General features: G+C 71.2%; 12 protein-coding genes and 3 pseudogenes. 5 read left to right on the forward strand and 10 right to left on the reverse strand.

Annotated features, from left to right (window positions below; genetic code table 11):
- Nucleotides 1–56: 56 nt before the first annotated feature.
- From ACFP2V_RS09415 to ACFP2V_RS09430, 4 genes and pseudogenes are all read right to left on the reverse strand, one after another.
- Nucleotides 57–1004: a chaplin gene (locus ACFP2V_RS09415; RefSeq protein WP_381208366.1), complete on the reverse strand. Its 948-nt coding sequence runs from the start codon at nt 1002–1004 to the stop codon at nt 57–59.
- A 342-nt stretch (nt 1005–1346) separates the two neighbouring features.
- Nucleotides 1347–1984, reverse strand: a pseudogene (locus tag ACFP2V_RS09420) (acyl-CoA synthetase family protein); the annotation flags it as partial.
- 320 nt (nt 1985–2304) lie between these two features.
- The gene (locus ACFP2V_RS09425) at nt 2305–3213 is read right to left on the reverse strand and encodes an ABC transporter permease (RefSeq protein WP_381208368.1); all 909 of its coding nucleotides are present in this window, start codon (nt 3211–3213) and stop codon (nt 2305–2307) included.
- On the reverse strand, nt 3210–5894 hold the full coding sequence (locus ACFP2V_RS09430; protein ID WP_381208371.1) for an alpha/beta fold hydrolase: 2685 nt from the start codon (nt 5892–5894) through the stop codon (nt 3210–3212). Before ACFP2V_RS09430 ends, ACFP2V_RS09425 begins: the two co-directional genes overlap by 4 nt.
- 927 nt (nt 5895–6821) lie before the next feature.
- Here ACFP2V_RS09430 and ACFP2V_RS09435 point away from each other — a divergent pair.
- Both ACFP2V_RS09435 and ACFP2V_RS09440 read left to right on the forward strand, forming a co-directional pair.
- A complete protein-coding gene (locus tag ACFP2V_RS09435) occupies nt 6822–7022 on the forward strand; it encodes a helix-turn-helix transcriptional regulator (protein ID WP_381208374.1) in 201 nt (66 codons plus the stop codon).
- A gap of 42 nt (nt 7023–7064) precedes the next feature.
- A pseudogene (locus ACFP2V_RS09440) lies at nt 7065–7645 on the forward strand (GNAT family N-acetyltransferase).
- Here the strand turns inward: ACFP2V_RS09440 and ACFP2V_RS09445 are convergent.
- Together ACFP2V_RS09445 and ACFP2V_RS09450 are read right to left on the reverse strand one after the other, a co-directional pair.
- On the reverse strand, nt 7626–8666 hold the full coding sequence (locus ACFP2V_RS09445) for a zinc-dependent alcohol dehydrogenase family protein (RefSeq protein ID WP_381208377.1): 1041 nt from the start codon (nt 8664–8666) through the stop codon (nt 7626–7628). The pseudogene ACFP2V_RS09440 and the gene ACFP2V_RS09445 overlap by 20 nt on opposite strands.
- Before the next feature lie 39 nt (nt 8667–8705).
- Nucleotides 8706–10994 carry an MMPL family transporter gene (locus ACFP2V_RS09450; protein ID WP_381208380.1) on the reverse strand — a complete coding sequence of 763 codons (2289 nt, stop codon included), beginning with the start codon at nt 10992–10994 and terminating at the stop codon, nt 8706–8708.
- A gap of 365 nt (nt 10995–11359) precedes the next feature.
- Here ACFP2V_RS09450 and ACFP2V_RS09455 point away from each other — a divergent pair, with 365 nt between their 5' ends.
- From ACFP2V_RS09455 to ACFP2V_RS09465, 3 genes are all read left to right on the forward strand, one after another.
- Entirely contained in the window at nt 11360–11998 is a 639-nt protein-coding gene (locus ACFP2V_RS09455; protein ID WP_381208383.1) for a TetR/AcrR family transcriptional regulator, read from the forward strand.
- 67 nt (nt 11999–12065) lie between these two features.
- Entirely contained in the window at nt 12066–12305 is a 240-nt protein-coding gene (locus ACFP2V_RS09460; RefSeq protein ID WP_381208386.1) for a heavy-metal-associated domain-containing protein, read from the forward strand.
- Between the two features lie 97 nt (nt 12306–12402).
- On the forward strand, nt 12403–14790 hold the full coding sequence (locus tag ACFP2V_RS09465) for a heavy metal translocating P-type ATPase (protein ID WP_381208389.1): 2388 nt from the start codon (nt 12403–12405) through the stop codon (nt 14788–14790).
- 809 nt (nt 14791–15599) lie between these two features.
- Here the strand turns inward: ACFP2V_RS09465 and ACFP2V_RS09470 are convergent.
- The 4 genes and pseudogenes from ACFP2V_RS09470 to darT form a co-directional block, all read right to left on the reverse strand.
- Nucleotides 15600–16889 carry a citrate synthase gene (locus ACFP2V_RS09470; protein ID WP_381208392.1) on the reverse strand — a complete coding sequence of 430 codons (1290 nt, stop codon included), beginning with the start codon at nt 16887–16889 and terminating at the stop codon, nt 15600–15602.
- 243 nt (nt 16890–17132) lie between these two features.
- A complete protein-coding gene (recD2, locus tag ACFP2V_RS09475) occupies nt 17133–19385 on the reverse strand; it encodes an SF1B family DNA helicase RecD2 (RefSeq protein ID WP_381208395.1) in 2253 nt (750 codons plus the stop codon).
- A 132-nt stretch (nt 19386–19517) separates the two neighbouring features.
- Entirely contained in the window at nt 19518–20645 is a 1128-nt protein-coding gene (darG, locus tag ACFP2V_RS09480) for a type II toxin-antitoxin system antitoxin DNA ADP-ribosyl glycohydrolase DarG (RefSeq protein WP_381208398.1), read from the reverse strand.
- 1 nt (nt 20646) lies between these two features.
- Nucleotides 20647–21129: pseudogene (gene darT / locus ACFP2V_RS09485) on the reverse strand (type II toxin-antitoxin system toxin DNA ADP-ribosyl transferase DarT); the annotation flags it as partial.
- Between the last annotated feature and the right edge of the window lie 43 nt (nt 21130–21172).

Below are 21172 nucleotides of genomic sequence, written 5' to 3' on the forward strand. Positions count from 1 at the left end.
GGTCGGCAGGGTCGCGGGAGCCGGACGGACGGGGGGGGTCCGGCGCCTGGCAACCGCTATCGGCGGGCGGCTGCGCGCCCCCGGCGGTACAGCAGCGCCCCGCCCACGAGCAGGGCCGCACCGGCGCCCGAGGCCAGCAGCGCGTTGTCACTGCCGGTCTCGGCCAGGTGGGGCGACTCTTCGCCGGTGGTCTCGGGCGGCGTGTACGTCACGTGCGTGGGAGGCGGGGTGTGCGTACGGACGGGCGGAGACGACGGGGTCTCGTCCTCGGGTCCGTAGCCGGATCCGTCGGGTCCGTAGTCGGGCTCGTGCGGTGTGTATCCGTTGCCGCAGTCGTTGCCGTAGGCGGAATTGAGCACCCCGATCACACCGATGGTGTTGCCGCACGCGTTCACCGGGGCGTGGATCGGGAGCTGGATGAGGTTCCCGGACAGCACGCCGGGAGAGTCCTTGGCGACTCCCTCCGCGTACGCGCCACCGCCGCCGGAGCGGCCCTGCGAGGTGCTGGACGCGCGGTGCTCGGACCTGTCGTCCTGGTGCGAGCCGTTGACGCACGTGTTGCCGGACGCCTCGTTGAGCGCCCCGACCACGTCGACGGTGTTGCCGCACACGTTCACCGGCGCGTGGACCGGTGCCTGGACGTTGTTCCCGGACAGCACGCCGGGAGAGTCCTTGGCGACTCCCTCCGCGTACGCGCCACCGCCGCCGGAGCGGCCCTGCGAGGTACTGGACGCGCGGTGCTCGGACCTGTCGTCCTGGTGCGAGCCGTTGACGCACGTGTTGCCGGACGCCTCGTTGAGCACGGAGGCCGCGCCGATCGTGTTGCCGCACACGTTCACCGGCACCTCGATCGGTGCCTGGACGTTGTTCCCGGACAGCACGCCGGGAGAGTTCGTGGCGGCTCCCTCCGCGTACGTGTCAGCGAGAGCGGGGGCGCCGTACAGGGAGAGGAGGCCCGTGGCGGCGGCCGCCGCGAACGCTCCCCTGCTCAGGGTCTGTCGCAATGTCGTGGTCTTCCTGCTTGAAGGTGGAAAGCCGGCCCGGGCACGGAGATCGACGCCCGAAGTCGGCCATGGCGGAGCCGAGAGGCCGGTGCGTCGGACGCCACAGCGTGCTATGCGTCGAGAAGAACACCCGGAGGTCCGACGGCGGCAGACTCTGCGTCGGCAGCGGCTCCCGTGTTCGCCCTCGACTCACAGGCGGGAATGCCTGCGGGACGAGCCCGTGTACCGCGGACGGAGCAGCACAGCGCGTTCCTTTCTCGTGGCGTCGCGTGCCCTACTGCTTCAGTAACCGGACGCACGGGAAACGGTTGCGCAAGTTCACCCGGTTGGCGGCATATCCCGTCAGAGGTGCAGTTTCTCGATCTCCTGTGCGTACGCCGCCTGTGCCGCCTGGCGTTCGGCCTTCAGGGACGGGGTCGGCAGTCCGTTCTCCTCGGTGGACTCGTCCTCGACGAGGGGGAAGGCGCGGATCGACTCGGCGCGGGAGACGGCCTCGTCGGCGTGGCCGACGGCCTCCTGGACGTCGGCGCGCGTCCGGGGGTCGTCGATCACTTCGGACAGGGGCGTGCCGGCGGGCAGCCCGCGCACCGCGAGCCAGTGCCCGACCGTCTCCGGGTCGAGGGTGACGAGCGCGGCGGCGCAGGGGCGCTCGTCGCCGGCGACCAGGTGCTGGCCGACGGGCGGGTGGCTGCGCGGACGGTCCTCCAGGACGGCCGGGAGACGTTCTTGCCGCCGGAGGTGACGAGGATGTCCTTCTCGCGGCCGGTGACGGTGAGACAGCCGTCGTCGAGGGAGCCGAGGCCGCCGGTGGCGAACCAGCCGTCGGTGAGCACCTCGTCGGTGGCGGCCGGGTCGTTCCGGTAGGCCCCGAAGGCGATGCCGCCCTCGACGAGGACCGCGCCGTCGTCGGCGATACGGACGACGGTGCCGGGAACCGGCAGGCCGACCGTGCCGGGGCGGGGGCCGAGCGGCGCGACGAGGCCCTTGGCCACGGCGGTGACCTCCCGGGTGAAGGCCGCCGCCGTCGCGTCGCGTCCCGTGCCGTGTCCGTGCGCCCCGCCGGGCACGTCGTACTGTGCGTGGTGCTGTGCGGCATGCCCCGCCCCGTGCTGTGCGGCACGCTGTGCGGCGTGCGTCGGGTCGTCCGCTTCCTCGTCCGTTCCCCCTCGTGCCGTTGGCGTCGGCTTCTGCGACTGTGCTGCCGGAGCGGGGCGGAACGTGCACTACGGGGCGTTGCGGACGGGTCTCGAAGCGGGCACGGGACGGGCCCGCCGAGACCGGTGGGTGACCCTCCGCCGACCTACGACACCACGTCCTTGCGGGCGAAGCCGCGGAAGGCCAGCGCGAACAGCACGAGTGCGTACGTCACCGAGACCGCGGTGCCCTGGATCATGCCGGACCACTGCGGGGTCGGCTGGACTGCGTCGGCCCAGGCGAACTGCCAGTGCGCGGGCAGGAAGTGACGCCAGTCGCCGAGCGCGGTCACCGCGTCCAGGACGTTGCCGACGATGGTCAGGCCGACCGCGCCGCCGACCGCGCCCAGCGGGGCGTCGGTGCGGGTCGACAGCCAGAACGCGAGCCCGGCGGTGACCAGTTGGGACACGAAGATGTACGCCACGACCACCACGAGCCGCTGCGCCGCCGTCGCGGGGTCCAGCGAGCCGCCGGTGGGGATCTGCAGCGGGCCCCAGCCGTAGGCGGCCGTGCCGACGAGGAGCGCGACCACCGGCAGCAGCACCATCGCGGCGAGGCTGAGCCCCAGGCCGACGACGAGCTTGGACCACAGCAGCCGCATCCTCGGTACCGGGGCGGCGAGGAGGTAACGCAGCGAGGACCAGCCGGCCTCCGAGGCGACCGTGTCCCCGCAGAACAGGGCGACGGGGATGACGAGGAGGAAGCCGGCCGAGACGAACAGGTTCACGGCGGCGAAGTTGGCGCCGGACGCGGTGGCCGTGTCCATCAGGGTCACCCGGCCCTCGCGGCCCTCCGGCTCGCCTCCGATGGCGAAGGCGACGACCAGCACGAACGGCAGGGCGGCGAGGATCGCGCCCATGACGAGGGTGCGGCGGCGCTTCAGCTGCCGGACCAGTTCGACCCGCAGCGGCAGCGTGCGGCCCGCGCGGTAGCCGTCGGCCACCTCCACCGGTTCCGCCGGGTTCGCCGGCTGTCCGGGGCCGGCGGGCCCGGTCCGTTCGTCGAGCGCGCTCATGCGGAACCTCCGATCATCGTGAGGAAGGCGTCTTCGAGGCGGCGGTGCGGTCCCACCGACGCCACCGGCACTTCCAGCCGCACCAGTTCGGCGACCAGGCGCGGGGCGGTGCCGTCGGCGTCGAGGCGGACCAGCAGCCCGTCGTCGGTGGGGACCGCCGAGGCGACGCCCGGCAGGGCGGCCACCTTCCCGGCTAGCGGCTCGTCCACGGGGGACCCGGTGCCGACGAGCAGGGTGTCGCCGGAGCCGATGATCTCGTGCACCGGACCCGCCTGGACCAGCTGTCCGCGGTCCATGACGACGAGGTGGGTGCAGGACTGCTCGACCTCGGAGAGCAGATGGCTGGAGACGATCACCGTGCGTCCGGCAGCCGCGTACCGGATCATCACCTCGCGCATCTCGCGGATCTGGGGCGGGTCCAGGCCGTTGGTCGGTTCGTCCAGGATGAGCAGGTCCGGCAGGCCGAGCATGGCCTGGGCGATGGCGAGGCGCTGGCGCATGCCCTGGGAGTAGGTGCGCACCGCGCGGGCGAGGGCGTCGCCGAGGCCCGCGATCTCCAGGGCCTCCTCCATGCGGGAGTCCTGTGGCGGGCGGCCGGTGGCCTGCCAGTACAGCTCCAGGTTCTCCCGGCCGGACAGGTGCGGGAGGAAGCCCGCGCCCTCGACGAAGGCGCCGACCCGGGACAGCACCGGCGCGCCGGGGCGGATGGCGTGGCCGAAGACGCGGATCTCGCCGCCGTCGGGCTTGATCAGGCCCATCAGCATGCGCAGGGTGGTGGTCTTGCCCGCGCCGTTCGGCCCGAGCAGGCCGAGGACCTGGCCCTTCTCCACGCGGAACGACAGGTCGCGTACGGCGTACCGGTCGGCGGAACGGGCGTAGCGCTTGCTGAGGCCGGTGATCTGCAGCGGTACGTCGGCGAGTCCGGGGTCGGGGGGCGTGGCCGTCGTGCGGCGGCGGCCGCTCAGCACCAGGGCGAGGGCGGCGACGGCTCCGGCGAGCGGCAGCCACCACACCCAGGAGGGGAGCGGGGCCGCCGCGGTGACCACCTCGGGCGCGGTGGGCACGGTGAGGTCGCTCTTCAGGGAGACCGTGTACGTCGCCGGGGCGGCCGGGGAGGCGTAGCCGAGGTCGGTGGAGGCGAGGACGAGCCGCAGGCGGTGGCCCTGCCGGACCTCGTGGTCGACGGCCGGGAACGTGACGGTGACGTCCTTGCCCGCCTTGGCGTCCTCGACCCGGATCGGCGCGACCAGCTGGGAGGGCAGTACCTGCTGCCGTCCGTCCGGGCCGACGTCGTACACCTTGCCGAAGAGGACGGCGTCGTCACTGGTCGACTTCACGTGGACGGTGGCGGTCGGCGAGCCGGTGATCCGCAGGTCGCCGGTGACCGGGGCGGACTCGAAGCGGGCGTACTGGCCGGGGAAGTCCAGGGAGACGCCGACGCCGAGGGACGACAGCTGGGAGAGGCCGCCGGCACCGCCGAGGCCGGGCAGGGCGGAGACGGCGGGCGGACTGGCGCCGGCCGGGTTGGCGAAGCTCTGCTCGCGTCCGGTGAGCGGGAAGTCCTTCCCGCCGCCGGTCAGGCCCGGGTAGCGGTCCGCGCTCGCGCCGCTCAGCACGGCCCGCCCGTCGGTGGAGTCGACGCCTCCGGTGCGGGTGACGCGGAAGGCGGGGCCGGTGTCGGCGCCCTTGTCGTCCTTCAGGTACCGGTCGAACCAGGCCCGGGTGCGGGCACGGACGCGGTCCGCCTCCGGTTCACCGCCGTCGTGCCCGCCGGCGATCCAGTCGACGTCGACCGGGGCGCCGTTCGCGCGGATCGCCTGCGCGGCCGTGTCGGCGTGGCCGAGCGGGAACAGCGAGTCGGACTGGCCCTGCATCAGCAGCGTCGGCACGTCGATGCGGTCGGCGACGGCGGACGGGGACCGCTCCTTCAGGAGCGCGACGGCCTCCGCGTCCGGGGTGCCGGACTCGGCGACCCGCTCGTACATCCGGCACAGCGCGGGCTCGAACTTCTCGCAGCCGCCGCCGGTGTTGACGAAGATGCCCGCCCACAGCTTCTTGAACACGCCGTCCGGGAACAGCGCTTCGGCGAGGTCGAAGTAGGTGATCGCCGGGGCGATGGCGTCCACCCGGTCGTCGTGCCCGGCGGTGAGCAGCGCGATGGCGCCGCCGTAGGAGGCGCCGGCCATGCCGAGGCGCGGGTCGCCGTCCTCGTCGAGCTCGACCTCGGGCTGCTCGGCGAGCCAGTCGATGAGCCGGGAGACGTCGGCGACCTCGCCGTCCGGGTCGTTCAGCCCGATCTTCCCGGTGGACTTGCCGAAGCTGCGCGCGGACCAGGTGAGCACCGCGTACCCCTCGCGCGCGAGCTCCTCGGCCTGCTGCCGTACGTCGTCCTTGCTGCCGCCGAAGCCGTGCCCGAGCAGGACGGCGGGACGGCGGCCGGCCGGACCGGCGGTGAAGTACGAGGTGTCGATGCGCACCTCGTCATTCCCGTCGCTCCCGTCACCGCCGTCGGCCACCGTCATGACGCGGTCGGCCCGGTCCACCGCGGGCGCCGGGTCGTCGGAGGCGACGGCGGTCCAGGTGCCGGCCCCGGCGAGCACGACGACCGCGGCCGCGGCGGCGACGGTCCGCCGGGGCCGCCATGACGTGGGCCACCGCAGTCCGCGCAGTCGAAGATCCATGCGTCAACGGTACGGGGTCGATCTGGCGTCCCGATGCTGCCCGAAGGCCGACCCCGCCACCTCCTCCAGGCGTACGCGACCGCCGCCGCGTACCGCGTCCGTGGTACACGACCGCACCGCGAACACCCCGGGACCGCCCGTGTCGGGTGGGTGGTACCGGCTTTCCGGGCGGGCACGCGGGGCGGCGCGGGGCGTTCGCCCGTGACCGGTGGCGGACGGAGACCTCCGGCGGGGGGGCCGTAGTGGACGGGGAGTCGTCGCACGCACTTCGCTCCTGCCAAAGCAAAGTGGCCGCCCGCGCCGGAGGCGTTCGGTGCCGGGGCCCTCAGGGGCGCCCCGGAGCAGGGACGGCGGTCGCGTCACTCGCGCCGCCGCTCGTGTCGTCGTTCCTGCCGCCGTGGAGGGCGTCGCCTCGTCGTTGTCGTCCCCGCACGGCTCCCCCCGGTTCTAGCCGTGGAGGCGAAGCCCTGTCAATGCTTTGTCCAGACATAAGGACGAGATCTTGACCTTACGTCCCCGGAACAGCCGAACCGTCCAGGGGAGACAGGAAGCCGACGCCCCGCCGGACCGTGTCTTCACAGCCGCCGCCCAGGAGCGCGGCCGCGGCCCGCGTGGCGAGCACGCCCGGGCCGACCCTCGAGCCGATGGGCGACCCGGGCAGATCGACGGTCACGGCCGGGCGGGTCAACACGGCCCGCCGGTGGAGCGGCACACATCTTTGCTTCACTTGTGTCACAAATGCCCCGCCCGTGTCACACATGTCCCGTGTGCGCGGGCTTTCCGTCACACCCGGCGCACAACGCCGCTCCACCCTCGTACGGCGTCGTTCACCGGGCAGAACGCTTGGTGATCGCCAGCGCAGCACCCGGCTCCCCCTGACGGCCGACCCCTGGCCGCCTCCGTGGTGCTCGCGGGGAGGTACGACGCATGACCGACCAACGTCTGTGGTCCTACAAGGACATCGCGGCGCACATCAAGGTGCAGCCGGACACCGTCCGTTCGTACCGCAAGCACGGCCTCTTGCCCCCGCCCGACCACGTGGAGAGCGGCAAGCCGTACTGGTACGCGGACACCGTACGCCGCTGGGTGGCCTCCCGGCCGGGCAACCGGGGCCGCGGGGGCAGTTGACCCCGGGAGACCTCCGGAAAACAGCTGTGCCCCGCCGCCCCGATGGGGCACAGCTCAGCCAGGAGTTTCACCGGCAAACCCACTCTCACCGGGGACCGGACCGTGCTGTGCCCCTTCACGGAGGCCGACGCCGACACGATGTGGGAGATCATCCGGGGCCCGGAGGTCGTCCGCTTCACCTTCGACCCCTCCGTCGGACTCACCCCGGGGAAGACGCGTTCCTGGTACGGCTCCCGGTCCGCGCAGCCCGACCGGCTCGGCCTCGCCGTCACCGACCGTGCCACCGGGGACCTCGTCGGCGAGGTCGTCCTCAACGAGTGAGACCCAAAGGCACGCAGCGGTACCCTCCGCACCCTCATCGGCCGCGTGGCCGCGGCCGGGGGCTGGGCACCGAGGCCACGCGGCTCATCGTCGCCCACGGCTTCGAGCGCCTCGGGCTGCGCCGCATCCAGCTGGAGGCATACGGCAACAACCCGCGCGCCCTGCGTGTGTACGGGAAGGCCGGCTTCGTGGTCGAGGGCGTGCGGCGGGAGGTCACCTTCCGGGACGGGGAGCGGGTCGACGAGGTGATCATGGCGATCCTCGACCGGGAGTGGGCCGCGCTCAACGCCACGGTTCGATGACCGTCACGCCCGCGCCCGGGGCCGTGCCCATAGCCGCCAGGGCCGACGGAGCCGCGTCCAGGCCGATGGTCCGCGTCACCAGGAGATCGGGGCGGACCGCGCCCGCGCGGACCAGTTCCAGCATCGGCGGGTAGGTGTGCGCGGCCATGCCGTGGCTGCCGAGGAGTTCGAGCTCGAGGGCGATGGCGCGGGCCATCGGGACCGGGGTGGTGCCCGTGGGCGAGGGCAGCAGTCCGACCTGGACGTGACGGCCCCGGCGGCGCAGGCCGTTCACGGAGGCGGCACAGGTGACGGGTGAGCCGAGGGCGTCCAGGGAGAGGTGGGCGCCACCGCCGGTGAGGTCGCGGACCGCCTCCGCCGTGTCCTCCGCCGCCGCGTTCACGCACTCCACCGCGCCGAACTTCCGTGCCAGGTCGAGGGCTTGCGGGGAGACGTCCACCGCGACGACCCGCGCACCGGACGCCGCCGCGATCATCACCGCGGACAGGCCCACCCCGCCGCAGCCGTGCACCGCGACCCACTCCCCCGCCGCCACCCGGCCCTGCTGCACGACCGCGCGGTAGGCGGTGGCGAAGCGGCAGCCGAGGGAGGCGGCGGTCGCGGAGGTCATGTCCTCGGGAACGGCAACCAGGTTCACCTCGGCGTGGTCCAGCGCCACGTACTGGGCGAAGGAGCCCCAGTGGGTGAACCCGGGCTGGGTCTGCCGCTCGCACACCTGCTGGTCGCCGGCCGCGCAGGCCGGGCAGCTTCCGCAGGCGCAGACGAACGGGACGGTGACCCGGTCTCCGGGGTGCCACCGGGTGACTCGCGCGCCGACCGCTTCGACGACCCCGGCGAGTTCGTGACCGGGGACGTGCGGCAGCGTGATGTCCGGGTCGTGGCCCTGCCAGCCGTGCCAGTCGCTGCGGCACAGGCCGGTGGCCTCCACGCGGACCACGACTCCGTGCTGCGCGGGTTTTGGGTCCGCGACCTCCCGTACCTCGGCCGGTTCCCCGTACCGCTCGAACACCACCGCCCGCATGACCGGCCCCTTCCCTCGCTCACCGCTGTCGGCGGAACGCTATCCCCGGGCCTCCACCTTGTCGTGGGCGGCCTTGCCGCGGGTGGCTTCCTCGGCCTCGGCGGAGTCCTCGGGCCCACCAACCCGGCCGGCCTCGCGCACGGACTCGCCCTCGCTGAGCCCGAACCGCTCGTGGAACCGGCGCAGCGGGCCCGGGGCCCACCAGGTCGCCCGGCCGGTGAGCCGCATGACCGAGGGGACCAGGAGGCTGCGGACGATCATCGCGTCCATCAGCACGGCCAGCGCGATGCCCAGGCCCAGCATCTTGGTGTTGGTCACGCGCGAGGTGCCGATCGCGACCATGACCACCGCCAGGATGACGGCCGCCGCGGTGATCAGCCCGCCCGTGCGCTGCAGGCCGTACCGGACGGCCTGTTCGTGGTTCCCGTCCCCCACCGCCTCAAGGGCGTGGGAGGTGCCCCCACGGTCGTACTCCTCCTTGATCCGGGAGAGCAGGAACACGCCGTAGTCCATGGAGAGGCCGAAGGCGACGCAGAACATGATGACCGGGAGGGTCGTCTCGACGGAGCCGGGGCTGGTGAAGCCGAGCAGGCCGGAGAGATGGCCGTCCTGGAAGACCCAGACCACGGCGCCGAACATGGCGGTCAGACTGAGGGCGTTGAGCAGCACCGCCTGGACGGGTATCAGCACGCTGCCGGTGAGCAGGAACACCAGGAACAGGGTGACGGTCACGATGAACAGGGCCGCCGCGGGCAAGCGTTCGGCTATGGCGTCCTTGGAGTCGACCAGCACGGCCGCCGCGCCCGTCACGTGGGTGTCGAACGGGGCGTCCAGCGCGCGCAGCTCGCCCACCAGGTGCTGGGCGGGGTCGTCGACGGCCTCGCCCTTCGGCTGCACCGTGAAGTACGCCGTATCGCCCTTCACCAGCGGCCCGTCGACCCGTACCACCTCGGGGAGTTCGGCGACGCGCTCCTTGTAGGCCGCGTACTGGGCCGCGGTGGCGCGGCCCTCGGCGAGTACTCCGAGGCTGCCGCCGGGGCTGCCCGGGAAGCCCTCGCGGATGTGGTCCTGGACCACGCGCGACGCGGCGGTGGACGGCAGCTGGCGATCGTCGGCGGTGCCGAACTTCACGCCCAGGAAGGGCAGTCCGAGCAGGACCAGCACGGCCGTGGTGCCCAGGGCGAAGAACGGCGCACGGCGCATCACGAGCGTCGCCATGCGACCCCAGGCGGCTCCTTCCTCTCCGGCGGCCTTCGCGGGCCGCTTGCGGCGCAGCAGGCGGCGCAGGTCCAGGGCGTCGACGCGGTGGCCGAGGATCATCAGCGCGGCGGGGAGCAGAATGAGCGCTGCCGCCGCGGCCAGCAGCACCACGGCGATGCCGGCGTAGGCGAAGGACCGCAGGAAGTGCTGCGGGAAGAGCAGCATCGCCGCCAGGGACACCGCGACCGTGAGGGCGGAGAAGAGCACCGTGCGCCCGGCCGTGCGCAGGGTGGTGCCGACGGCGGTGAGGGGTTCGGCTCCGGTGGACAGCTCCTCGCGGAAGCGGCGGACGATGAAGAGCGCGTAGTCGATGGCCAGGCCGAGGCCGAGCGCGGTGGTGAGGTTCATCGCGAACACCGACACCTCGGTGAACTCGGTGAGCCCGCGCAGGATCGCGTTGGCGCCGAGGATCGCGACGATGCCGATGCCGAGCGGCAGCAGGGCCGCGACGGCGCTGCCGAACACCATCACCAGCAGCACGAGCGTCACGGGCAGGGCGATCAGCTCGGCCCGCAGCAGGTCCTCCTGAATGATGGTCTGCATCTCGTGCCGCACGGCGACCGGGCCGCCGACGCCGACCTCCACCACGCCCTGTTCGCCGCGGAACAGGGGCGTTATGCGGTCCAGGGTCTCGCCCATGGCCGTCTCGTCGCCCGTGATGCGGGCGGCGATCAGTGCCTCGTGCCCGTCCTCGGCGCGCAGGGCGGGTGAGCGGGTCTGCCAGTAGGAGCCGACGCCGGTGACCCCCTCCTCGCCGGCCAGGCGCTCGGCGAGCCGCCCGGCCTCGGCGGCGACGGCCGGATCGTCCACCGAGGCGTCGCCCGCGTCGACGAGCAGCAGGAGGTTGGGCCGGGAGTCGGGGAACTCCCGCTCGATGGCCTTGGTCGCGTAGGTGGATTCGGCGTCCGGGTCCTCCCAGCCGCCGCTGCTCATACGGTCGGCGGCCCCGCTGCCGGCCAGTACGGCCAGCACGGTGAGTACCAGCGCCGCCAGCAGGGCGAGCCGCGGCCGGGCGGTCACGAACCGGGTCCAGCCTCCGACGCGCGGTGGCTCGTTGACTTCGGTCATCCTGCGGTGTCCCCTTTTCACCGTGAAACCGTGCCCCGGCCCCCGCCCCGGCGGGCGCTCTGTGCGTGCTGCTCGTGCACCGCGCCGGTCCGGGGCCTCGCGGTCCGCGCGTACGCGGGCAGGCGGCATGGCTGTGCCGTTGCCATAAGCTGGCAAACACGAGAGGTCGCTCGTGTTTCACCAGAATGCGAGCACCCTCTCGCGTTTGTCAATCACTGTGGAAAACGCGCACGGAACACCCGCGGAAGGCTTCGTACGCACGGCGACCGCGCACGGAACCGCACACCGGACGGCACACAGGGCCGCACACGGAGAAGCAGCACAGAAACGGGGAACACGTGCCCGACAGGACCGGGAGGACCGACATGGAGCAGACGGCCGGCGAGCGGCCCCGCCGCAGACAGGCGCGCGGCGAACGGCGCATCGTCCAGTTGCTCGAGGCGGCCGCCTCCGTCTTCTGCGCCACCGGGTACACGGCGGCCAGCACCAACGCCATCGCCCGCGAGGCGGGCGTCTCCCCCGGCACGCTGTACCAGTTCTTCCCGAACAAGGAAGCGATCGCGATCGAGCTGAGCGACCGGCTGATGCACGAGATGCGGGAGACGTACGGGGAGGCCCTCAGGCCGATCGCCCCCGAGACCCCGCTGGAGGAGGCCGTCGCGGCGGCCGTCGACCGCTTCGTCGACTTCAACTGCCGCCACCCGGTCTTCTTCGCCCTGATGCACGGCCCCGACGTCCCCGGCGCCATGGCACAGGAGCACGACGCCCTGCACGCCGCCCTGATCGACCGGGTCGAGGCACTGCTCACCCCGTTCCTGCCCGACGCCCGCACCGAGGAGATCGCCCGCACCTCCCGGATGTGCGTGGGCATCTACAAGGGCGGCCTGGAGCTGATCCTCGCCCACGAGGGCGCCGAGCGCGCGGCCTATGTCCAGGAACTGAAAAATGTCCTTTTTCGCTATCTCGAGCCGCTGCTCACGGATTCATACCCCCTAGGGGTATAGTCTGGAGGTGGAGGCCCCGGCCCCGTGGACCCCCTCGACCCCATCCGCCTCGACGAGGAGCAATGACATGACCGCCCAGACCGACACCCAGGGCTCCGTCACCACCGTCTACAAGGTGAGCGGCATGAGCTGCGGACACTGCGAAGGCGCCGTCTCCGGCGAGATCTCCGAGATTCCCGGGGTCGACTCGGTGAAGGCCGTCGCCACCACCGGCGAGGTCACCGTCGTCTCCGCGGCCCCGCTCGAGGAGGAGGCCGTCCGCGCCGCCGTCGACGAGGCCGGTTTCGAGCTCGTCGGCCCCGCCTGACGCCACAACGGCTCAGCCTGGCGCCAGGACGACACGCCCGAGCCCACCGGGGACACCGCGACCCCTCCGGAGTCCCGGACCTGCCTGGAGTACGGACATGACCAGCACCACCACCGGAGCACCGATACCCACCGACCCGGCGGGCCCGGGGACCCCAGCGGCCCTCACGGCCTCAAAGGCCCCGCCCGCCTCCGAGGTCGAGCTGCTCATCGGCGGGATGACCTGCGCCTCCTGCGCGGCCCGCGTCGAGAAGAAGCTCAACCGCATGGACGGCGTGACCGCCACGGTGAACTATGCGACGGAGAAGGCCCGGATCGCCTACCCCGCCGGCACCGAGGTCGCCGATCTCATCGCCACCGTGGTGAAGACCGGCTACACCGCCGAGGAACCCGCGCCCCCGCCGTCACCGGCCTCCGCGCGGGAGTCCGCACCGGACGGGCCGGACACGGCGCCGGCGGACCCCGGGCTCACCGCCCTGCGCGACCGGCTGGCCGTCTCCGCCGTGCTCGCCCTTCCCGTCGTGCTGCTCGCGATGATCCCGCCGCTGCAGTTCGACAACTGGCAGTGGCTCTCGCTCACCCTCGCCGCCCCCGTCGTCGTCTGGGGTGCGCTGCCCTTCCACCGGGCCGCCTGGACCAACCTGCGGCACGGCGCGGCCACCATGGACACCCTGGTCTCCGTCGGCACGCTCGCCGCGTTCGGCTGGTCCCTGTGGGCGCTGTTCCTCGGCGACGCGGGCATGCCCGGGATGCGGCACCCCTTCGAACTCACCGTCGCCCGCACCGACGGCGCCTCCGCGATCTACCTGGAGGTCGCCGCCGGCGTCACCGTCTTCATCCTCCTCGGCCGCTACCTGGAAGCCCGCTCCAAGCGCCGCGCGGGCGCCGCCCTGCGGGCCCTGATGGAGCTGGGCGCCAAGGACGTCGCCGTGCTCCGCGACGAGGGCGGCGGCCGGGTCCGCGAGGTGCGCATCCCGGCGGAACGGCTCGCGGCCGGTGACCGGTTCGTCGTACGCCCCGGGGAGAAGATCGCCACCGACGGGACCGTGGTCGAGGGCTCCTCCGCCGTGGACGCGTCGATGCTGACCGGCGAATCGGTGCCGGTGGACGTCACGGTCGGCGACACCGTCACCGGTGCCACGGTCAACGCGGGCGGCCGGCTCGTCGTCGAGGCCACCCGCGTCGGCGCCGAGACCCGGCTCGCGCGGATGGCACGGGCCGTGGAGGACGCGCAGAACGGCAAGGCCGAGGTGCAGCGGCTGGCGGACCGGATCTCCGGGATCTTCGTCCCCGTGGTGCTGTTCATCGCCGCCGGCACCTTCGGCGGGTGGCTCGGCGTCACCGGCGACACCGTCGCCGCCTTCACCGCGGCCGTCGCGGTGCTGATCATCGCCTGCCCGTGCGCCCTCGGGCTGGCCACCCCGACCGCGCTCATGGTCGGCACCGGGCGCGGCGCGCAGCTCGGCATCCTCATCAAGGGCCCCGAGGTCCTGGAGTCCACCCGCCGCGTCGACACCGTCGTCCTCGACAAGACCGGCACGGTCACCACCGGCCGGATGACCCTCCAGCAGGTCCACACCGCCGACGGCACCGACGAGAAGCAGCTGCTGCGGCTCGCCGGCGCCCTGGAGCACGCCTCAGAGCACCCGATCGCCCGTGCGATCGCAGCCGGCGCCGAGGAGCGGGCGGGGGCCCTGCCTGCGGCCGAGAGCTTCGAGAACGTCCCGGGGCGGGGCGTACGCGGGCGCGTGGACGGCCATGAGGTGGTCGTGGGACGGCTGGGCGGCGGACCGGCCGCCGAAAGGGGCCCGGAGGCGGGCTCCGGATCGGTCTCCGGAGCGGCCTTCTGGCTGCCGCCGGAGTTGGAGCGGGCCCGGGAGGAGGCCGAGAAGGGCGGGCTCACGGCCGTCGTGGTCGGCTGGGACGGAGCCGCACGCGGGGTCCTCGCCGTCGCGGACGCGGTCAAGGAGACCAGCGCGGAGGCCGTCCGGGACCTGCGCGCCCTCGGGCTCACCCCCGTCCTGCTCACCGGCGACCACCGCACCGTGGCCGAGGCGGTGGGCCGGGCCGTCGGCATCGACCGGGTGATCGCCGAGGTTCTGCCCGAGGACAAGGCCGCCGTCGTCCGGCAGCTGCAGGACGAGGGACGGTCCGTCGCCATGGTCGGCGACGGCGTCAACGACGCCGCCGCCCTCGCCACCGCCGATCTGGGCCTGGCCATGGGCACCGGCACCGACGCGGCGATCGAGGCCGGCGACCTGACCCTGGTACGCGGCGACCTGCGGGTGGCGGCGGACGCCATCCGGCTGTCCCGCCGCACCCTCTCCACCATCAAGGGCAACCTCGTCTGGGCCTTCGGCTACAACGTCGCCGCGCTGCCGCTGGCCGCGGCCGGGCTGCTCAATCCGATGATCGCGGGGGCGGCCATGGCCTTCTCCTCGGTCTTCGTCGTCACCAACAGCCTGCGGTTGCGCTCGTTTCATTGAGGTCTCAACTGACCTCAACCCCTGGAGTCCGGTACGACATTTCACATAAGCTCTTCACAAGGCTCGCGCATCTTCCTTACTCTTGGGGCGCGTCGGTAATTCAGGGCTGTTGCGCACCTAACGGACACATGCAAGAGACGCAGATCACAGTGGTGTGAACGTAACCATCGAAGGGGTTCGAAGGTCTAAGTTGGCGATGTCAGGAAGCGTCTTGGGGGGCGCGACCTGGCGTCTGGGGATGTCTTGGGGGACTTCCCCGGAGCTGCGTTGCCGGGGCACGTACATCGGAGAGCTTTGAGCGGCCCTCTCGACCGTGCGCGTCCCGGCAGACCGCACGGGCGCGATGAGTTCCGCTCATCGCGCTCAGAGACAGCGATTCAGGCGCTGATCTTCACAGACGCCCGGCCGGATCCCGTGGGGGGAATCCGCACCGGGACATGGGAAGGCGCCCTGACGTCGGCCCGTGGGGGGACCGGCGCAGGGCGCCTTCTGCTTTTTCGGGGCCCGGTTCACCTCCGGGGCGCGCAAGCCCGCGTCGGGGCCCCACCCGTCGACCGTCCTCAGTCCTTCGGGTCTCCCCGCGTGTGCGCAGCCTCGACGCACAGGCGCGTCCCTTCGGCTCACTCACTCGCCGCAGGGAGCCGTGGGCGAGCTTGCCGCACGGGACCGGCAGGGGCCGCGCCGAGGCGGCACCCGTCGCCGGGGGCCGCTGAGCGACGGCACTCGTCGCCGGGGGCCGCTGAGCACACGGCGAACGGCACGCCCCGAGGGGCGTGCCGTTCGGTGGTTGCGTCGCGTGCCGCGTTCGGTCAGCGCTCCTCGACCGGGATGAAGTCGCGCTCCACCACGCCCGTGTAGATCTGACGGGGGCGGCCGATGCGGGAGCCCGGCTCCTTGATCATCTCGTGCCACTGGGCGATCCAGCCCGGCAGCCGGCCGAGGGCGAACAGGACCGTGAACATCTCAGTCGGGAAGCCCATGGCCCGGTAGATCAGACCGGTGTAGAAGTCCACGTTCGGGTAGAGGCTGCGCGAGACGAAGTAGTCGTCGGAGAGCGCGTGCTCCTCCAGCTTGAGCGCGATGTCCAGCAGCTCGTCGGACTTGCCGAGGGCGGACAGCACGTCGTGCGCGGCGGCCTTGATGATCTTGGCGCGCGGGTCGAAGTTCTTGTAGACCCGGTGGCCGAAGCCCATCAGGCGGACGCCGTCCTCCTTGTTCTTCACCTTGCGGATGAAGGAGTCGACGTCGCCGCCGTCGGCCTGGATGCCCTCGAGCATCTCCAGCACCGACTGGTTGGCGCCACCGTGCAGCGGGCCCCACAGGGCGGAGATGCCGGCGGAGATCGAGGCGAACATGTTCGCCTGCGAGGAGCCGACCAGGCGCACCGTGGAGGTCGAACAGTTCTGCTCGTGGTCCGCGTGCAGGATGAGCAGCTTGTCCAGGGCCGAGACCACGACCGGGTCGAGCTCGTAGTCCTGGGCCGGGACGGAGAACGTCATGCGCAGGAAGTTCTCGACGTAGCCGAGGTCGTTGCGCGGGAAGACGAACGGGTGACCGATCGACTTCTTGTACGCGCAGGCCGCGATCGTCGGAAGCTTGGCGAGCAGCCGGATCGTGGAGAGGTGGCGCTGCTTCTCGTCGAACGGGTTGTGGCTGTCCTGGTAGAACGTCGACAGCGCCGAGACGACCGACGACAGCATGGCCATCGGGTGGGCGTCGCGCGGGAAGCCCTTGTAGAAGTTCTTGACGTCCTCGTGCAGCAGGGTGTGCTGCGTGATCTCGTTCTGGAACGCGGTGAGCTCGTCGACGGTCGGCAGCTCGCCGTTGATCAGCAGGTAGGCGACCTCCAGGAAGGAGGAGCGCTCGGCCAGCTGCTCGATGGGATACCCGCGGTAACGGAGGATGCCTCCCTCACCGTCCAGGTACGTGATCGCGGATTTGTATGCGGCGGTGTTGCCGTAGCCGCTGTCCAGCGTCACCAGGCCGGTCTGGGCTCGGAGCTTCCCGATGTCGAAGCCCTTGTCACCGACCGTACTGCCGATCACCGGGTAGGTGTACTCGCCGTCGCCGTACCGCAGTACTACAGAGTTGTCGCTCACGTCATCCCTCACCGACGTAGTGCCTCACCTTCGAGGTGCCCTGACTGCCTCTACCATCCCCCACTTGGCCCAGGAGAGTGCACTCGGGGTCGACCATCGGGCCTATTGGCGGCACTGAGTGCCGCCAACTCGCCCATCCTGCCTCTTGTGTTCCCCTTTCCGGAAGCCCTCTGTGACGTTCCCGACTCATTTGATCGATCATTTTCCTTCCGGAAGGGGGCGAAGGGCAGCAACAACGACGGTTCAGGCGCCCGCGAGCCGGAAGTCGAGCGCCGTACAGCGTCGGCCGGCCGAGACCGTGCGTACCGCCTGTCCGATCGCCCTGCGGGAGCCGACGAGGACGACCAGCCGCTTGGCCCGGGTGACCGCCGTGTAGAGCAGGTTCCGCTGCAGCATCATCCAGGCGCCCGTGGTCACCGGGATGACGACGGCCGGGTACTCGCTGCCCTGGGAACGGTGGATGGTCACCGCGTAGGCGTGGGCCAGCTCGTCCAGTTCGTCGAACTCGTACGGCACCTCCTCGTCCTCGTCCGTCAGCACCGTCAGCCGCTGATCGACCGGGTCGAGCGAGGTGACCACGCCGACGGTGCCGTTGAAGACCCCGTTCGCACCCTTCTCGTAATTGTTGCGGATTTGGGTGACCTTGTCGCCGACGCGGAAGACCCGGCCGCCGAACCGCTTCTCGGGCAGGTCGGGGCGGCCGGGGGTGACGGCCTGCTGGAGCAGACCGTTCAGCGTGCCGGCGCCGGCCGGGCCCCGGTGCATGGGGGCCAGGACCTGCACGTCCCGGCGCGGGTCGAGCCCGAACTTCGCCGGGATGCGGCGCGCGGCGACATCCACGGTGAGCCGGCCCGCCTCCTCCGTGTCGTCCTCGACGAAGAGGAAGAAGTCCTTCATGCCGTCGGTGAGCGGGTGGTGTCCGGCGTTGATCCGGTGCGCGTTGGTCACCACGCCCGACTGCTGGGCCTGGCGGAAGACGCGGGTGAGGCGGACGGCGGGGACGGGGCTTTTGTCGGCCAGCAGGTCTCGGAGCACTTCTCCCGCGCCGACGCTGGGGAGCTGGTCGACGTCGCCGACGAAGAGGAGGTGGGCACCCGGGGACACCGCCTTGACCAGCTTGTTGGCCAGCAGCAGGTCGAGCATGGACGCCTCGTCGACCACCACCAGGTCGGCGTCCAGCGGCCGGTCCCGGTCGTAGGCGGCGTCGCCGCCGGGTTTGAGTTCCAGCAGGCGGTGGACGGTGGAGGCCTCGGTGCCGGTCAGCTCCGCGAGGCGTTTGGCGGCGCGCCCGGTCGGGGCGGCGAGCACCACCTTGGCCTTCCTCGCGCGGGCCAGCTCCACGATCGAGCGCACGGTGAAGGACTTGCCGCAGCCGGGGCCGCCGGTGAGGACCGCGACCTTCTCGGTGAGCGCCAGTTTGACGGCGGCCTCCTGCTCGGGGGCGAGGTCGGCGCCCGTACGCCCCTTCAGCCAGGTCAGCGCCTTGTCCCAGGCGACGTCCCGGAAGCCGGGCATCCGGTCCTCACCGGTGCGCAGGAGGCGCAGCAGCTGGGCGGAGAGGGCCAGTTCGGCGCGGTGGAAGGGCACCAGGTAGACGGCGGTGACGGGGTCACCGCCCTGCGGGTCGGGGACCTTCTCCCGTACGACTCCGGGGTCCTCGCCCTCCTCCGGCTCGGCGGCCAGCTCGGCGAGGCACTCGATGACGAGCCCGGTGTCCACCTGGAGCAGCTTCACCGCGTCGGCGATCAGCTTCTCCTCGGGCAGATAGCAGTGGCCCTGGTCGGTGGCCTGCGACAGCGCGTACTGCAGACCGGCCTTGACCCGGTCCGGGCTGTCGTGCGGGATACCGACGGACTGGGCGATCTTGTCGGCGGTGAGGAAGCCGATGCCCCAGACGTCGGACGCCAGCCGGTAGGGCTGGTTCTTCACGACGGAGATCGAGGCGTCCCCGTACTTCTTGTAGATCCGCACCGCGATCGACGTCGACACCTCGACGGTCTGGAGGAAGAGCATGACCTCCTTGATCGCCTTCTGCTCCTCCCAGGCGTCGGCGATCTTCTTGGTCCGCTTGGGGCCGAGACCGGGGACCTCGATGAGCCGCTTGGGCTCCTCCTCGATGACGGTCAGGGTGTCCAGGCCGAAGTGCTGCGTGATGCGGTCGGCGAAGACCGGCCCGATGCCCTTGACCAGCCCCGAGCCGAGATAGCGGCGGATGCCCTGGACGGTGGCCGGGAGCAGTGTCGTGTAGTTCTCCACATGGAACTGCTTGCCGTACTGCGGATGGGACCCCCACCGCCCCTCCATCCGCAGCGACTCGCCCACCTGGGCCCCGAGCAGCGCCCCGACGACCGTGAGCAGGTCGGCGGCGCCCCTGCCGGTGTCGACGCGGGCGACCGTGTAGCCGTTGTCCTCGTTGGCATACGTGATGCGCTCGAGGACGCCTTCAAGGGTGGCGAGACGCCGTTCACCGGGGGCCGCCGCGGACTGGTTGGACATGCTCCGACGGTACCGGTGGGCTGTGACAGGGTGCCGGGGCGTTCGAGCTTCAGCGCTGGAATCCGCTGTGAGCGCTTGGGCGAAGGGGGCTAAGGCCCCCCGGCGGGACGGCGCGGGCCAGGGCCTGTTCCCTCACGCGGGTGAGCCGGGTTCGTGTGAGGGCAGGAGACCCACCTCGGACAGGCGCTGCCACGCTGTGCGTACATGAGCCCGCGTGAACAGGCGCTGCTTGCGCTCGTTCCACCCGCTGATGCACGCTGCGACGGCGTCGGGGTTCGGTGGCGGCGTGACCAATTCTTCCGCAGCGAACAGAACGGTGCTCAGGAGTTCCATGCCGAAGGCGTCTTCGAAACCAGCCGTCAGCATGTGGAATTTTTCCGCAATCCCCTCGAACTCCGGGTACTGCTCAAGAAGCCGCTCGGCTTCGCCCACGGAGTCCTTGTCGATTTCCAGGACCGCCTGAGCTCCACTGGTACCGTCTCCATACCCCGCGGTGAAGTGACCCTCCATCGCCGAGACCGCTCTGTCCAGGGGGTGCGAGTACGGACCGTAGATCCCCTTTTCGAAGCGAAGACCCAGCGGCAGTTGCAATTTCTGCAGAAAATACGCAACCTTGTGCGCTTCGAGCAGAGAAACGCGAGGCTCAAAAGCAAGCCCACGTGAGATTCCGCTATGGATGTAACGGTTGAGCGCGGCAAGGAAAGCGGCACGCTCGCGGTTCATGGGGGGCGCTTCGGTGGCGTTCGGCACGGAGGCGGCGCTCGGCGCGCCGGATGGTTCCCACACCCGGACCTCGACCCCGGGGATGGTGCCCAGCGCCTGGCGAATCATGGGCTCGACCTCACGCCAGGACAGGCCGCCATTGCCGCACCCGAGCGGAGGGACCGCGATCGATCCGATTCCCCTCTCGACGATCTCGTCACGCAACGCCACAAGCCCCGAGGCGATGTCTTCGATCCTGGACGGCGCGCGCCAGTGACGCTTGGTCGGGAAGTTGATGATAAATCTGGGGCCCGCCATCTGCCCGACCTCATGCACGTGCATTCGGCCGGCCGTCGCATCCCCGCGCTCACAGGACGCCTTGTAATCCTTGAAATTCTCCGGATAAGCCCGCTTGAACTGCAAGGCGATGCCCTTGCCCATAACACCCACGGTGTTGACCGTGTTCACAAGGGCATCGACATCCGCCAGAAGCAGATTGCCGGTGCCGCGCGTAATCATCGCCGTCCTTCCCTTGGAGGGTCCGATCTCCTTCGCCAACTCAGTAGTACCACTCACGTCTGACACTCACCGGGAGCTCGGCCCCCGCCTCTCTGAGCAAATGATGTGCTTGTTGAGCATGATCATGATCATAGGTCCCGACCTCATGCAGGGCGGTGACCGGGAGGTGTTCGAGGACCAGAAGTTCAGCCATGCGCCGTCTCATGCGGTCGCCGTCGTCAGCCGTGTTCGCCCAGTACCGCGCTGCCATGATCTCCCAGTCGACGACTGTGGGCATCTCGCCCAGTGTCGTGAAGTGCTGAGTAATCTCGTTTGCGCAGTTACCGTCACTGAAGACGAAAGGTCTTCCGGATTCCACAACCGTACCTACGGACGTGACGAGGTAGACGAGGGGCGTCTGCCCCTCCCGGTACGTCGGCACGCCACCCCTGCTGATCACGTACAGCATGGGGGATCGCGGAGCGAAGTAGAACGGAACGTAGTCAGCCGGACAACCGTACGGCGGGACGGTCACGGCAGCTGTAGTTCGTGACTCGTGAGGTTCCTGTCATGCGATGGCCACTGCC

It is taken from the genome of Streptomyces incanus, assembly GCF_042656345.1.
Lineage (GTDB): Bacteria > Actinomycetota > Actinomycetes > Streptomycetales > Streptomycetaceae > Streptomyces > Streptomyces incanus.

Bases quoted from the DNA above. Each gene is read 5' to 3' on its own strand.
- ACFP2V_RS09455 (WP_381208383.1), top strand. From the start codon at position 11,360: ATGGAGCAGACGGCCGGCGAGCGGCCCCGCCGCAGACAGGCGCGCGGC.
- ACFP2V_RS09450 (WP_381208380.1), bottom strand. From the start codon at position 10,994: ATGACCGAAGTCAACGAGCCACCGCGCGTCGGAGGCTGGACCCGGTTC.
- ACFP2V_RS09445 (WP_381208377.1), bottom strand. From the start codon at position 8,666: ATGCGGGCGGTGGTGTTCGAGCGGTACGGGGAACCGGCCGAGGTACGG.
- ACFP2V_RS09460 (WP_381208386.1), top strand. From the start codon at position 12,066: ATGACCGCCCAGACCGACACCCAGGGCTCCGTCACCACCGTCTACAAG.
- ACFP2V_RS09430 (WP_381208371.1), bottom strand. From the start codon at position 5,894: ATGGATCTTCGACTGCGCGGACTGCGGTGGCCCACGTCATGGCGGCCC.
- ACFP2V_RS09465 (WP_381208389.1), top strand. From the start codon at position 12,403: ATGACCAGCACCACCACCGGAGCACCGATACCCACCGACCCGGCGGGC.
- recD2 (WP_381208395.1), bottom strand. From the start codon at position 19,385: ATGTCCAACCAGTCCGCGGCGGCCCCCGGTGAACGGCGTCTCGCCACC.
- ACFP2V_RS09425 (WP_381208368.1), bottom strand. From the start codon at position 3,213: ATGAGCGCGCTCGACGAACGGACCGGGCCCGCCGGCCCCGGACAGCCG.
- ACFP2V_RS09435 (WP_381208374.1), top strand. From the start codon at position 6,822: ATGACCGACCAACGTCTGTGGTCCTACAAGGACATCGCGGCGCACATC.